General features: G+C 69.0%; 10 protein-coding genes and 2 pseudogenes. 10 read left to right on the forward strand and 2 right to left on the reverse strand.

Going from position 1 to position 14451, the window contains the following annotated elements:
• The first annotated feature begins 998 nt into the window (after nucleotides 1–998).
• The 5 genes from EKG83_RS24305 to EKG83_RS47040 all read left to right on the forward strand — a co-directional run bounded on the left by EKG83_RS24305 (nucleotide 999) and on the right by EKG83_RS47040 (nucleotide 5340).
• A complete protein-coding gene (locus EKG83_RS24305) occupies nucleotides 999–2444 on the forward strand; it encodes a sensor histidine kinase (RefSeq protein WP_153278340.1) in 1446 nt (481 codons plus the stop codon).
• 100 nt (nucleotides 2445–2544) lie between these two features.
• The gene (locus EKG83_RS48170) at nucleotides 2545–3300 is read left to right on the forward strand and encodes a P-loop NTPase family protein (RefSeq protein ID WP_033435752.1); all 756 of its coding nucleotides are present in this window, start codon (nucleotides 2545–2547) and stop codon (nucleotides 3298–3300) included.
• Nucleotides 3219–4013, forward strand: a complete 795-nt coding sequence (locus tag EKG83_RS24310) for a thiopeptide-type bacteriocin biosynthesis protein (protein ID WP_248782480.1) — start codon at nucleotides 3219–3221, stop codon at nucleotides 4011–4013. Before EKG83_RS48170 ends, EKG83_RS24310 begins: the two co-directional genes overlap by 82 nt.
• Nucleotides 4014–4033: 20 nt before the next feature.
• Complete coding sequence (locus tag EKG83_RS24315; RefSeq protein ID WP_153278341.1) at nucleotides 4034–5083, forward strand: IS630 family transposase; 1050 nt, start codon at nucleotides 4034–4036, stop codon at nucleotides 5081–5083.
• A complete protein-coding gene (locus EKG83_RS47040) occupies nucleotides 5080–5340 on the forward strand; it encodes a hypothetical protein (protein ID WP_033435753.1) in 261 nt (86 codons plus the stop codon). Before EKG83_RS24315 ends, EKG83_RS47040 begins: the two co-directional genes overlap by 4 nt.
• On the opposite strand, the pseudogene EKG83_RS24320 reads toward EKG83_RS47040, so the two are convergent.
• Nucleotides 5327–5446 (reverse strand): annotated as a pseudogene (locus EKG83_RS24320) (IS5/IS1182 family transposase); the annotation flags it as partial. The gene EKG83_RS47040 and the pseudogene EKG83_RS24320 sit on opposite strands and share 14 nt — an antisense overlap.
• A gap of 502 nt (nucleotides 5447–5948) precedes the next feature.
• Nucleotides 5949–6605, reverse strand: a complete 657-nt coding sequence (locus tag EKG83_RS24325) for a nucleotidyl cyclase domain-containing protein (RefSeq protein ID WP_153278342.1) — start codon at nucleotides 6603–6605, stop codon at nucleotides 5949–5951.
• Nucleotides 6606–6797: 192 nt separating this feature from the next.
• Between EKG83_RS24325 and EKG83_RS24330 the strand changes: the two genes are divergently transcribed.
• From EKG83_RS24330 to surE, 5 genes and pseudogenes are all read left to right on the forward strand, one after another.
• Nucleotides 6798–10643, forward strand: coding sequence for an nSTAND1 domain-containing NTPase (locus EKG83_RS24330; protein WP_051767042.1), 3846 nt, complete (start codon nucleotides 6798–6800; stop codon nucleotides 10641–10643).
• A 485-nt stretch (nucleotides 10644–11128) separates the two neighbouring features.
• Nucleotides 11129–11989 (forward strand): annotated as a pseudogene (locus EKG83_RS24335) (LLM class flavin-dependent oxidoreductase); the annotation flags it as partial.
• Nucleotides 11986–12642, forward strand: coding sequence for a hypothetical protein (locus tag EKG83_RS24340; RefSeq protein WP_033435754.1), 657 nt, complete (start codon nucleotides 11986–11988; stop codon nucleotides 12640–12642). The pseudogene EKG83_RS24335 and the gene EKG83_RS24340, both read left to right, overlap by 4 nt.
• Nucleotides 12643–12688: 46 nt before the next feature.
• Entirely contained in the window at nucleotides 12689–13609 is a 921-nt protein-coding gene (locus EKG83_RS24345; protein WP_051767043.1) for a PfkB family carbohydrate kinase, read from the forward strand.
• On the forward strand, nucleotides 13606–14346 hold the full coding sequence (gene surE / locus EKG83_RS24350; protein WP_033435756.1) for a 5'/3'-nucleotidase SurE: 741 nt from the start codon (nucleotides 13606–13608) through the stop codon (nucleotides 14344–14346). Before EKG83_RS24345 ends, surE begins: the two co-directional genes overlap by 4 nt.
• The last annotated feature ends 105 nt before the right edge of the window (nucleotides 14347–14451 follow it).

The following is a 14451-nucleotide window of genomic DNA, read 5'->3' on the forward strand; positions in this document are numbered from 1 at the left end:
CGGACTTCAGGATGGCACTTTCGGTTACGGCACAGTATTGACATGCTGGTGCTACTGGAGGACGACCACCGATTGACCGACTGCTCGCCCCGCAGACTCGCGATGGGGAGTTCCACCATCAACATGAAGCACAACGCTCCCGACAGGCCGTGGCGGGCGGGTGCGCCCCCTACGACATGGTCGTGCTGGACGTTGTGTCGTCCAACCTCAACGGCTACAGGTGTGCGAGCGGTTACAGACGACGGAGGGGCGGACGCCGATCGTGAAGGACGCTGAACCGGACAAGACCGAGGGCGGGACACCGATACGGACAACTACTCGGCCAAGCTCTTCTCCTACTTGTGCCGGTAGCCCGTCCACGGATCTTGGCCTGCAGGTACGCCATACCGCGGCCCGCCACGCCGGGAGCCGGGAGCCGACTGCGTGCACCTGCCGCCACGATCGCACATCCGTTACGCTGATCACCAAAGAGTCCACGGCGATGGAATTCCTGCTCGGTCGTCAGGGCAAGGTTCTGTCCAAGGCCGTGCTCATCGCCGCAGTACGCGACGCAGCCCCTGTCACGATCCGAACCCGGTCGATGCCTCCGCCAGCGCCACGCACCACAGGATCGACACCCCGCCGCCCCGGCGAACCATCCCCCTCTGCAGCGTCAACCACCGGCCGAGCAGGCACAAAAGGAACCGGATGAGCAGGAAAATCTCCCAACAGGGCTCATACACGGACGGATCACGCACCGGTCGTCCCGAATATCACCCCGTCGACCGTCATTGTGATGACACCGACTACCACCGTCCATAAAAGTCATGTGGTTCACCGCAGCATTGATGAACAGTACCGACGGAATTTTCACCGAAGGACTACTTCACGTTTGCGCTCAAGCCAAGCAGAATCCACATGGACATGCGACACCAGAATATCGACAGCCTTCCGAGTGACACGGCACCACAACGGCACGCGACCGTACACACCCACCGGACAAGCGAGGGAATTCAGACATGAACCGCCGAGCACATCGCTCACGTTCACTGCGCAAGCAGATTACCCTCATTGCCACATTGATTGTCGCGGTGCCGGTCATTGCGGCAACGATGCTTGCCGCAATGATTTCACGAAACAGTGCCATGCAACCGCATGCCTCGCCGGTGAAAGTCGACGACATGTGTGTAAGCGGCCATTTTCAAGATTCGAACGGGGCGGTCATGAGGATCTTTCCCACAGGAAGGATCCTCCTGCTGGAATGGGAAAATACTTGCAAGAGCGCCACCGGGGAGAACGACGGAATAATAATGCAAATCAAGTCCAAAGAAATGATGGAATACTTCGAAGCCGGGGACAGCTTAACAGACAAGTCCATTGTCTGCGAAGCGTCGCACACGTCTTATGCGATGGTTCCCGACCTGTCTCTGTGGCCCTTGATCGATCCGAACGACATAACCTACTCGGTGGTTTCAGACACAGGAGAGCGAAGAGGGCGATCATTGCCGTTGGCACAGGAGATGCTCGGACCAGGGGTCGAAAAACTTGCCCAGGTACAGCGCGCCCTCAATGGGCGAACCCTGTCGCTGTATAGTGGCGCGTTGCTGCTGATCGGCTTATTCGCCCTGGTGGTGTGGGTCGCGATGGGGCGGGTGTTGCGGCCGGTGGAGGCGATCCGTCGCGAGATGGCCGACATCACCGAGCACGACCTGACTCGCCGTGTGCCCGTGTCTCGTGGACGCAATGAAGTCGCCGCGCTAGCCACCACGGTCAATGCCACCCTGGACCGGTTGGAGGCCGTGGTGGAGGACAACCGGCGCTTCGTCGCCGACGCCTCCCACGAACTGCGCAGCCCGATCGCCGCCCTGCGTGCCGAATTGGAGATCGCCACCGCACACCCCGGCCTGACCGATTGGCCCGCCGTTGTCGATGCGGCACTGACCGACACCCACCGCCTGCAGCAGTTGGCCACCGACCTCCTCCTGCTCGCCCGCCTCGACCACACCTCCACGACCACCCCCGGCAGCGACATCGTCGACCTCACCACGCTCGTTCGCGACCAGACCGCCCACCGGCGCAGCCGCCACGCCCTGACCGTCGATCTGCCAGGCCGCCCCACCCCTGTACACGGCAGCCACAGCCTGCTCGACCGCCTGCTGGGCAACCTGCTCGACAACGCCGAACGCCACGCCACCACCGCCATCACCGTCCGCCTGACCACCGATAACAACCACGCGACCCTGGAAGTCCTCGACGACGGCCCCGGCATCCCACTCGAAGACCGCGAACGCGTCTTCGACCGCTTCACCCGCCTCGACGACGCCCGCACCCGCGACACCGGCGGCACCGGACTCGGCCTGCCCATCGCCCGCCGCATCGCCACCAACCACCACGGCACCCTCCACGCCACCGACCATCCCAACGGTGGAGCACGACTGGTCATCACCCTCCCCCTGTCCCCGTGACGACTCGGACGACTCATCCAGCGCCGACCGGCTGACCGCGTTTCCGCCCACCCTGCCGCCGCGGTGGTAGTCCGGGTGCCGCGTCCACGACAATGACGCGGTGCCCGAGCACCGCAACCGCGTGACCGGTCCGATGTTCCAGCCGGTCGTGCAGGCCCGGGACATCCAGGGCAGCGTGCACGTCACGTCGGCGACCGGGCCGGCCCGGTCCCGCTACCGGGAGCAGGTGCGCCAGATCGCCCCCGCCGAACTCGTCGGCCGGGAAACGGAGCTGGCCGAGTTGGCGGACTTCTGCCTGGCACCCGACGAGGTGGGTGCCTACCGGTGGTGGCGGGCGCCGAAACGGGCGGGCAAGTCCGCGCTCATGTCCTGGTTCACGCTGCACCCGCCGCCCGGCGTGCGGGTGGTGTCGTTCTTCGTGACCGGGCGCCTGGCGGGTCAGGACCACCGCGGCGCGTTCGTGGACGTCGTGCTCGAACAGCTCGCCGAGCTGCTGGCCGAGCCGCTGCCGGCGTTCCTGCCCGAGACCACGCGCGAGGCGCACCTGGTCGGCATGCTCGCCGAGGCCGCCGAACTGTGCCGGTCGCGCGGCGAGCGGCTGGTGCTGCTCGTCGACGGCTTGGACGAGGACCGGGGCTCGGCAGGGCCGCACAGCATCGCGGCCCTGCTGCCCGCGCACCCCGCCGCCGGACTGCGGGTGGTCGTCTCCGGCCGGCCGAACCCGCCGCCGCCGGGCACCTCGCCCCGCTGCTGCACCACGCCGAGAACCACCGCATGGTCGACGCCTGGTGGTACATGCGCAAACACCTCTGCTGGCGCCTGCGACTACGGCCCGGGCCAGCAGGACACGCCCTGAAGCAACACCTCGCCGACGCCCTCGACACCCGAGGACGGATCAGCGCATGGTGGCCAGGCGTCTACGAGGCCGAGACCGCGGCGTTCGGAGGCCCGGCGGGCATGAACGCCGCCCACGACCTGTTCTGCGCCGACAGCCGCGCCATCCTCAACCTCACCCACACCAAGGACCTCGAACTCGGCCGACGCGAACTGTCCCTGCTGCTGTGCACCACCCTGCTACGCGCTGCCAGCCTGGAATGGTACGAACAAGGCGACGTCTGGCAGCACGTCACACGAGAACGCCCTCTGCCCGCCGACGTCCCGACGACGAAAACCAGCGCCATGGCCGTCGACCTCACGCGACTGCTGCGCGCTGACACCTCCCCCGAAGGACCACTGCTGGGCACCGACGGCCCCTTGTCCACCACCGCCCCGTGGATGAACGCCTTCCGCAAAGCCGGCCACAGCCTCGGCACCGCAGCCCGCGAAGGAACCCTGCACAGAGGACTGCGCGAAGTCCTGAGCTACCTGGTGATCTTCCACTGGAACCGACTCGGACTACCCACCCGCACCCAAAGCATCCTCGCCCATGCCGCACACACAGCGGTGCTGAACCCGCCCGCCACCGCCCCGCACGAAAATCCCACTCAAGTACAGAGGTTGAATTGGTGTTGGCGGGGTGGAGTTGGCCCCGTGACGTTTCTTGATCGTCGCGGTATGTCGGGTGGATGAGGTATGTGCAGGTTGGAGGCATGACGCCCCGCCAGCAGCAGGCTCGGGAGCGCATTCGACTTGAGGCCGGTGCGCGGTTCGCCCGGGGTGAGAAGACCACGGTGGTCGCGGCGGAGCTGCGGGTGGGTGTGCGTCAGGTGGAGAAGTGGCGCCGCAGTTGGCGCGAGGGCGGTCTGGAGGCGTTGCGTTCGGCGGGGCCGATGTCGGTGGAACGGCTCTCGCCCGCCCAGTGGGAGCGGCTGGTGCGCGAGTTGGCCAAAGGGCCGTTGGTCCACGGCTGGGATCTGGGCGGGGGTTGGACTCTGGGCCGGGTCAAGACGATGATCGGCCGGTTGTTCCACGTCGGCTACACCGTGCAGGGGGTGTGGCGGCTGCTGCGCCGGCACGGCTGGTCGCTGCAGGTCCCGGCGCATCGGGCGATCGAGCGTGACGACGGCGCGGTCGGGGTGTGGCACGGGGAGGTCTGGCCCTGGGTAAAAGACTCGCCGCGGACCTGGGCGCCGTCATCTGCTTCGAGGACGAAGCAGGTCAAGGGCTCCAGGCCGCCGAAGGGCCGGAGCTGGGCGCCGCGCGGGCGGACCCCGGTGTTCCGGGTGCGCGGCGGACGCGGAGGCTGGGTCTCGACGGCCGGAGTGCTGTGCTTCAGGCCCGGCGAGCGGCCGCACCTGCTCTACCGGTTACGGCTGTGGCATGGACGCAAGGGCGAGCGGCGTGCCTTTACCTGGAGCGAGTACCGCGACCTGATCCTGGCCACCCACCACCGGCTTCGGGCTCCGTTGGTGTGGATTTGGGACAATCTGAATGTCCACAAGGCACACGAGTTGGTCGAGTTCATCGACGCCAACCGGGACTGGCTGCGGGTGGTGCACCTGCCCTCCTACGCGCCGGACCTGAATCCGACCGAGGGGGTGTGGTCGCTGCTCAAGCGGTCGCTGACCGAGTTCGCCGCCGCCGACCTCGACCACCTCGTGCGCGTGGTGAAACGCAAACTCAAGAAGATCCAGTACCGGCCCGACGTACTCGACGGCTGCCTCGCCCAGACCGGACTGACCCTCACGACAACACCATGATCGCGCCAACCGCCATCACGAAATCAACCTCTGTACTGGACCGGGTGCAGAGACAGCGGCTGCCCTACCGTGCGCGCAGTGTGCTCAGCGGCTATATCTTCCGACTGCGGCGCGTCACCACCCCAGGCGGGATGGAGATCCGCAGGCAGAGCAGCGGGTACGTCCTGCTGACCGATCCCGAGCAGGTGGACCTGCACCCGTTCCGCCGCTTGGCCGCTGAAGCCCGTGCCGAGGCCGACCCGTCTGTCCCGGGTTGAGCCTGCGCCACACCGAGCCGGACTGTCGGCGGTGCGCGCGGAGCAGGCCGGAAACGAAGGTCAGGGTCCGATGTGGCAACGGCAGCGCGGCACGGTAGAACAGCACGTGAAGCCCCCGGGTGTGCTGGACGATCTCGGTTGAGAGTTCTGCTACCAGGGGCTTCACCATGTTCAGAGACCGACACGCCGACTACCGCCAGCTTGTAATCGACTTCCCTTGCGCACCAGAGCATCCAGATCAGGATTAAAGACGTTCACCATGTGCATGCTGGCACAGGCATTCCTCGCGGTCACCCGTGCCAGCCAGGGAAAAGAAACTCCGTTCCGGGAGAGCGAGACGACCGGCTGAGACCGGTGCTGCCGCCCTTCTCGACCGCGGCGATCCGAGGACTGCCGGCCGCGACCGTGCTGACCCGCGCCATCGACACAGGCGCCGCGACCTCTCGCGCCCTCTGGCGTCGAGTCCACCTCGATAGGGCCCTGATCAGCCACTGCCGCCGAAGCGGCGACCCACTCCCGCGCAATCTCGGAATGTAGTACCAGTCAGCCCAACCACAAGATCATGCGCCTCCGCCGCAATTTCCCCACACACTTGAGACCGCAAAGCATCAGTCGGAATGAGTACAGCCACAGAGAACGCACTGCTTTTCGGATGAGGCACGCTCAACGGATTCAGTGTACAGCCAGCCGGTCGTCTCGGTTTCCTTCACTCTCACGACCACCGGCCTGAAGTTTCGCGGATGGGCGTTCACACTTTGTCGGACGACCTCTTCGAAGAACCAATCGGAGGTTACCAAAGCATATCTCCGCGAGGCAACGCGCAAAGCATCCCTGACGGGCGTCGCGTCGAGCAGCCTGAACGTGAGGTTGACCGCTGCGCCGGTGACTCCGTACTCGTCGTAGAGCACTTCACCGGCGTGCAGCGCCATGCGCAGACGGACGCGTTCCTGTACCGGATGCTTGTCGTTGTGCGCAGCCAACTCCCTGGTCATCTCGCGCGGCACGAAGTCCACGAACGCGGTCTTCGGAACATCCGGCTCGACCAGGATCAACACCCCGTCACCCCGGTCCTCCAAGCGGTAGCGCGAGCGGCCGACACCGGACCGTTCCAGCGCGCGCCGAACCACCCGGTACAGCCCGCGGCGCACCGCAACCTGATGGGCGTTGGTGCGGCAGCGGCTGCCGAACCCGGCGACATCGACGACGGCGATGATCCGATGGACCGGTGATCGGGGGAACCGACGTGTCCCGCAGAAATTCGACACCACAGTGACTATTCGTCTGATCATCGACTCCCGCTCCCGTCTTCCTGCGACAGGCCGCACATTTGCCGCCCGGTTGTGAGTCAAATGCCCCTGTGGCCGTCGGGCGACAGTCCGGACAATGGCCGCACAAGGTCGGCCGGGATGTCCGTACAACCCCGTACGCGAGATCGACTGCCACCGCGAGGAGGGCTCGTGCAGCACGGGACCGAGGGAGAGCAGTTCACCGCCGACCCCGCAAAAGTGCGGACGAAATCCGACTTCGCGCGTGAGTTGAGCGCGCTGAGGGCACTGGCCGGCCGTACAGTCCGGGAAGTCGCGAAGGACGTCGGGGTTCCCTATAGCACGGCGGGTGGGTATTTCAGCGGACGTCATCTGCCCCCGCTCACGATGCCGCACGTGTTGCGCCGAATCATCCAGGCCTGCGGTGTCACCGACCCCGAGGAAGTGGATCGGTGGCTGACCGCGTTGCACCGGGTCCGGCGACGGCCCGGTCCGCGCCCGCGTGGCGTGGCCGCGCCGTACCGGGGTTTGGAGAGCTTTCAGCCTGAGCATGCAGCGTGGTTCCACGGGCGGGAGCGGCTCACCGCGGAGTTGACCACGTTGACTGCCCGTCAGTGGCCGGGTGGCAACTGCACGATCGTCGTAGGACCTTCGGGATCGGGGAAGTCCTCGCTGTTGCGTGCCGGTCTCGTCTCCCGGTTCCAGCGCGGTGAACATGCATTGGCGGGCGATTGGACCACGGTGCTGATGACACCCGGACAGCGGCCCTTGGCCCAGTGGGAAGCGCTTGTTGACCAAGCGCCCGTCGGTCCCCGACTGGTCGTGGTAGACCAGTTCGAGGAACTGTTCACGCTGTGCGCCGACGTCGGGGAGCGACAGGAGTTCATCGCGCGCTGCGCCAGAGCCGCGCGGGAGGATCCGTCGACGTTGGTCGTGCTCGGATTGCGCGCCGATTTCTACCCTCAAGCGGCGCGCCACACCGAGCTGGTGTCCGCATTGCAGGACGCTCAGGTGGTGGTCGGTCCCATGACCGCCGATGAGGTCAGGAGCGCGATCGTCGAGCCCGCGCGGCAGGCCCGGCTGGAGGTCGACGACGGGTTCGTGGAGCTGTTGATGCGCGACCTGGCGCCCATCCAGGGCGCAGTGCCGTCAGCCGCGTACGAGGCCGGGGCGCTCCCGCTGTTGTCCCACGCTCTGCTCGCCACTTGGCAGCGGTCGAGCCCCGGTAGACTGACCATCGCCGACTATCGGGCCACGGGCGGAATTTCCGGCGCGATCGCACACACAGCGGACGCCGCCTACGCCGAACTCGACGCGCGCCAGCAGACCATGGCCCGCCACCTCTTCCTGCGGCTGGTTCGTCTGGGCGACCAGTCCGCCGACACCCGACGCCGGGTCCCCTACGCCGAGATCCTGCCCGAGGGAGAGGACTCGGGCGAACTCGCCGACGTGCTCGACCTGTTCGTGGAACGGCGGCTGATCACCGTAGACACGGACACCGTCGAGATCACGCACGAAGCGCTGCTGACCGCGTGGCCGCGCCTGCGCCGCTGGATCGACGCGGACCGAGCCGGCCTGGAGATCCACCGCCGACTGACCGACGACGCACACGTGTGGAGCCGGGCGCAGCGCGACTCAGGCGTGCTTTACCGCGGCGTTCGGCTCGAGGCCGCGCGGGAATGGTCTGCCGACACCGGGCACAGTCGGGCCCTCAACGCGGTGGAGCGTGCGTTCCTCGACGCGAGCGTGGCAGCGGAAGAAGCGGACCGCAGGTCCCGGCGTCGGCGTGCGAGACAGCTCCGCCGCCTGGTGGCCGCCCTGTCCGTGCTCGTGCTGATCGTCGCGGCATTGGCGGTTTACGTGTTCCGCCAGCGGACCGACGCCCTACGTGAACGGGACGCGGCCATCTCGCGCCAGGTAGCAGGTGACGCGGACAACCTGCGCGGGAGCGACGTCGCGCTGGCATCACAGCTGGCCTTGGCCGCATACCGGATCAGTCCCACGGTGGAGGCGCGGTCGAGCCTGCTGGACACCACCGCGAATGCCTCGGCGACGCGGGTCGTCGGGCAGGAAGGCGTGGTTCAAGCCGTCGCCGTCGCGCCAGGGCGCGATGTCATCGCGGCGGGTGGGGCGGACACCACGGTGCGGATATGGCGACTGACCGACCGGCCGTCACTGGAGCCTGCGGATACACCGCTCGGCGACCCGGAGGGCATCGTCTACTCGCTGGCGTTCGACCCGTCCGGCACCCTGCTCGCCGCCGCGGGCGCGGACCGCGTGGTCCGGCTGTGGGACGTGACCGACCCTGACCACCCGGCGTCACTGGGCGAGCCGCTGTCCGGGCCGACCAACACCGTGTACTCGGTGGCATTCAGCCCCGACGGCCGCGTCCTCGCGGCAGGCAGCGCGGACAACCGGGTGCACCTCTGGGAGATCGGAGCCACACAACGCCCGACGCCGCTGCCGCCGCTGGAGGGCGCGGCAGACTACGTGCACTCCGTGGCGTTCAGCCCGGACGGCAGGACGGTGGCCGCGGGTGGCGCGGACGGCACACTCCTGCTGTGGGACGTCACCGATCCCCGTCGAGCGACGCGGATCGGTTCGCCGCTGGTCGGACCGACGCGCAAGATCCTCACCGTGGCGTTCAGCCCGGACGGCAAGAGTCTTATCGCCGGCAGTTCCGACAAAAACCTCTATCTATGGCGGCTTTCGGGCCGTGAGGTGGCCGACGCGGCGGGCGCCCCGCTGGGCGGCGCGGCCAGTTGGATCAACGCGGTGGCCTTCAGCCCGGACGGAAGCACGTTGGCATCGGGCAGTTCGGACAACACGGTGGTGCTACGGAAGACATCCGACTGGGCGGTGACGCAGACGCTGACCCATCCCGGCCCGATCACCACGGTCGCTTACCTCGACGGCGGCGAGACACTCGCGACCGGCGCCGCGGACGGCACGGTGAGGCTGTGGGCCGTCCCCGGGCCGGTGATCACGGACAGCCGCGACGGCGTGTTCAACGTACAGTTCAACCCGACGGGCACGCTCCTCGCGACGGGAAGCGGCGCGGCCGATGGCGCTTTTCGGATCTGGGACGTCAGCGACCGGCAACGGCCACGGATAGTCGGCACGCCGATGGAGAACCCCTCACCCGGCAACCGGTTCATCGGCGCGCTCGACATGTCGTCGGACGGTCGGACCCTCGCCGCAGGCGGCTTGGACTCGCGCGTGCAGCTGTGGGACATCGACCACCCGGACCGTCCGACGCCGATGGGAGAGCCATTGGGCGGCCGGTTCGCACCGCCGGAGTACCTCACGGCCACCTTCGGGCCTCGGAGCTCACTCCTGGCGGTGTCCGGTATGGGCAACGTGGTGTGGCTGTGGGACATCACTGATCGGACGAGGCCACGACAGGTGGGAGGGGCGCTCACCGGACCGACCAATCACGTCTACTCGATCGCGTTCAGCCCGGACGGCACGACGTTGGCGGCCGGCAGCCTGGACAAGACGGTGTGGCTCTGGGACGTCCACGATCTGTCGAAGATCCGCCGTCTGGGGTCGATCGACGGGCCGGTGAGCTACGTGCACTCCGTCGCGTTCAGCCCCGACAGCCGCACGCTGGCCGTCGGCAGCGCCGACAAGACCGTTCGGCTGTGGGACATGACCGACCAATCGCGACCCCGGGCGATCGGTGATCCGATCACCGGTCCGTCCAATTACGTGTACGCGGTCGAGTTCAGCCCGGACGGGCGAATGCTGGCGGCGGGCAGCGCCGACCGTTCGGTGTGGCTGTGGAATGTCGCCGACCGGGCGCGACCGAGCCACTTCGCGACGCTCACCGCAGCCACCGGTGCGGTGCACTCGGTGAAGTTCAGTCCGGACGGCAGCACCATCGCGGCGGCAAGTGCCGACCAAACGGCACGGTTGTGGGCGGTAAGTCCGGACGCAGTCGCCGACATGGTGTGCGAGACCGCCGGGGAACCGCTCAGCCCGGCGGAGTGGAGCCAATACATCCCAGGCCTGCCACACCGCCAGGTGTGCGGATGACCGCGATATGGCGGCGCCACAGTCCATTCTGAGGCAGATAAGAAGAGCAGCGAAGTCACCTCGTGATGCACACCCAACTACTCGGCCAAGCGCCGGATTACCGACTCGAGGTCCGCCTCCCTGACAACCGGACAGCGCAGGCTCCCAACTCGTCGAGTGAGCCTCCCACGGCATCCTGAGGCGGGGCTTACCTGATCCCGGTCGGTCTTACCGGAATGGCGGCCGGTTCAGTACGGGCGATGCACCAGGCGATCGGGACCGTGACATCGCGCGCTGTCCCCTTCAGCAACTTGTCCTGCGAGACAGCCTTCGAACGCCCACTTCCCCACCCCGCCACGACGCACGGACCGTGACCGTGCCGGATGACGTATGTGGGACGCGTCCCCGGTGTACAGGCCGGCGTCGCCGCTGCTAGATTGCGGTCGTGATCTCCTACCTTCGTACTGAAGGTGGGACGGATCCCACATCTGCGTGCTTGATAGGGCATCTCCAACCCCGGCACGGTCCTGGCCGCCGCCGCGGGCCTCACCTCGCGGATCACGCTCAGCAGCGCGGTCACCGTGCTCAGCACCGAGGACCCGGTGCGCGTCTACCAGCAGTTCACCACCCTCGACCAGCTCAGCCGGGGTCGCGCCGAGCTGCTGGCCGGGCGCGGTTCGTTCACCGAGTCCTTCCCGCTGTTCGGCGCGAGCCTGGAGGACTACGACGAGCTGTTCGAGGAGAAGCTGGCACTGCTGCTGCGCCTGGACCGCGAGCACCCGATCACGTGGTCCGGCAAGCACCGCGCGCCGCTGACCGACGCCGAGGTCCACCCCCGCCCCTACGGCGAGCGGCTGCGCATCTCCGTGGGCACCGGCGGCAACCCCGAGTCCTCGATCCGCGCCGGGCTGCTCGGCCTGCCGGTGGTCTACGCGGTCATCGGCGGCGAGCCCGAGCGGTTCGCCCCGCTGGTCGACCTGTACCGGCGCGCGGGCGAGGCGGGCGGGCACCTGGGCTCGCACGTGACCATGAGCGCCATCGGCCTGATCGCCCGCCGCTCCCAGGACGCCAAGGAGGCGTTCCACCCGTACTGGCTGGAGACGATGAAGTACGGCGCCCGGGCCCGCGGCTGGCCGGTGCCCTCGCGGGCCGAGTACGACGAGTGGGCGCGCGGGGCGCGGTCGATCTTCGCGGGCAGCCCGGCGGAGGTCGCCGAGCGGCTGATCACCGTGGGGCGGCTGGTCGGGGCCGACCGGTACGCGATGCAGATGGACTGGTCGGGCGTGCCGCACCGCCTGGTGATGGAGGCGATCGAACTGCTGGGCACCGAGGTCATGCCGCTGGTGGACGAGGAACTCGGGTCGTGACGCGCCCCTCCGGCGACGAGGTCCGCTCGTACCTGCTCGGGCAGGTCGACCTCGCCCTGCGCCGCCCCGACGTGTACGGCGGGGAGATGTCGTTGCCGGTACTGCTGCGAGCCGCGGCGTTCGCCCACGGCCGGGTCGAGGACCGGGAAGCCGAGCAGGAGGCGTTCCGCGCCCGCGGCGTCGCCAACGCCGCGATCGTCGGCGGCGGGGTGGAGGTCTTCTTCGGGTTCCGCGACCACGACCTGGTGGCCTCGGTCTACGCCGAGGGCGCCCACCGCCGCGGCCGGCTCACCCTCGACCGGACACCGTCCCCGGCGGAGCACCGGCGGCTGCGCGGGACCGCCGGGCCGTGGGCGGCGGTCGACCGGGACCACCACGAGGTGGTCGACGAGTTCGGCCCGCCGTCGGTGTTGATCGGCGGCACCAACCCCAAGTACGGCAAGACCCTCGGTTACGGCACCGCCGACCCGCTGGTGTTCTTCCACCTGTGGAACGGGAACCGGCCGGGCGACCCGGACACCCGGCCGCCGCCCCGCCCCGAGCCGCTGCTGCTCGCCGTCCGCCACGGCGACGCGGGGTTCGCGGACGCGGTGACCTTCACCCCGCGCGGGGCGGACCTGCGGGCGCGCTTCCTGGACGCCGCGGGCCGGTGACCGATTCGATCAGGGCACTACGGGGTAGATGTCCGTTATGACTGGTATGACGGGTCGAGTGGTGGTGTTCGCGCCGTCGCCGGAGCTGACGGTGACGGTGGAGGAGCTGGACGGGGCGCCGGACATCCACGTCCACGCCGGCGGGCAGGGCGTGTGGCAGTCGCGGATGATCGAGTCGCTGGGCGCGGACGTCGTGCTGTGCGCCGCGCTGGGCGGGGAGACCGGGCAGGTGCTGCGCCACCTGATCGGCGTCGGGCTCAAGGCCCGCGAGGTCGCCGCCCGCAACGGCGGGTACGTGCACGACCGCCGCGACGGCGGCCGGGACCAGGTGGTGCGGATGCCCGCGGACGCGCTGACCCGCCACGAGCTGGACGACCTGTACGAGATGACGCTCGTCGAGGCCCTGGGCGCGGGCGTGGCGGTGCTCAGCGGCCCCGCCGAGCAGGACGAGCCGGTGCCGGACTCGGTCTACGAGCGACTGGCCAAGGACCTCGGCGGCAACGGCTGCCGGGTCGTCGTGGACCTGTCCGGCGGGCGGCTGGCCGCCGCGCTGCGGGGCGGGCCCGAGGTGGTCAAGGTCAGCCACACCGAGCTGGTGTCGGACGGCTACGCCGGGTCCGACGACCTGGAGGAGCTGGCCCGGGGGTGCCGCAAGATCGCGGAGTGCGGCGCGCGGGCGGTGGTGGTGTCGCGGGCGGCCGAGGACACGCTGGCGTTGCTCGACGGCGACTTCTACCTGGTTTCCGTCCCGGAGCTGTCGCCGGTGGACACCCGCGGCGGCGGCGACTCGATGACCGCCGGGCTCGCCGCGGGACTGGCGCAGGGGCTGTCGCTGGAGGAGGCGCTGAAGCTGGGCGCGGCGGCGGGCGCGGTCAACATCACCCGGCACGGGCTGGGCACCGGCAGCGGCGACGTGGTGCGGGAGCTGACCGAGCGGGTAACCCTCAAGCCGTGGGAGACGTCATGAGGGTCCTCATCACCAACGACGACGGCATCGACTCGCCCGGCCTGCACGCCCTGGCGCGCGGCGCGGTGGCCCACGGCTGGGACGTGGTGGTCGCCGCGCCCGAACGCGAGGCCAGCGGCACCAGCGCGGGGCTGACCGCGGCCGAGGACGACCGGCGGGTGCGCGTGGAGCGGCGGGAGCTGCCCGGGTTGGCGGGGGTGCCGGCTTTCGCCGTGGCCGCGCACCCCGGGTTGATCGCGCTGGTGGCGGCGCAGGGGGCGTTCGGCGGTGCGCCGGACGTGGTGCTGTCCGGGGTGAACCGGGGCGCCAACGTCGGTCGGGCCGTGCTGCACTCGGGCACCGTGGGCGCGGCGCTGACCGCGTCGATCAACGGGGCGCGGGCCCTGGCGGTGTCGCTGGACGTGCCGCTGGAGGGGGCCGACGAGCACCACTGGGACGCGGCGGTCGCGGTGGCCGCCGGGTTGTTCGACCGGCTGGCCGCGTCGCCCGTCGGGACGGTGCTCAACCTCAACGTGCCGAACCTGGTCGAGGCGGGCGAGCCGAAGCGGGCGGGCCTGGCGGAGTTCGGCGCGGTGCAGAGCCGGGTCAAGGACACCGACGACGGGTCGATCGACCTGGCCGCGGTGTTCGTGGAGGGCGAGTTGCCGCCCGGCAGCGACGCGGCGCTGTTGGCGGAGGGGCATCCGACCGTGACGCCGTTGCGGTCGGTCAGCGAGGACCTCGGGGTGGATTTCTGATCACCGCGCCCGGGCTCGCCACCGCGCGAGTTCGCCGCGGACGACCGGATTGGCGGGGTGGTGCCGGGCGGCAGCCCGCTGGTCGATCTCCCGGCGCGGGGCCAC

Origin of the sequence: Saccharothrix syringae (assembly GCF_009498035.1) — a bacterium.
GTDB lineage: Bacteria > Actinomycetota > Actinomycetes > Mycobacteriales > Pseudonocardiaceae > Actinosynnema > Actinosynnema syringae.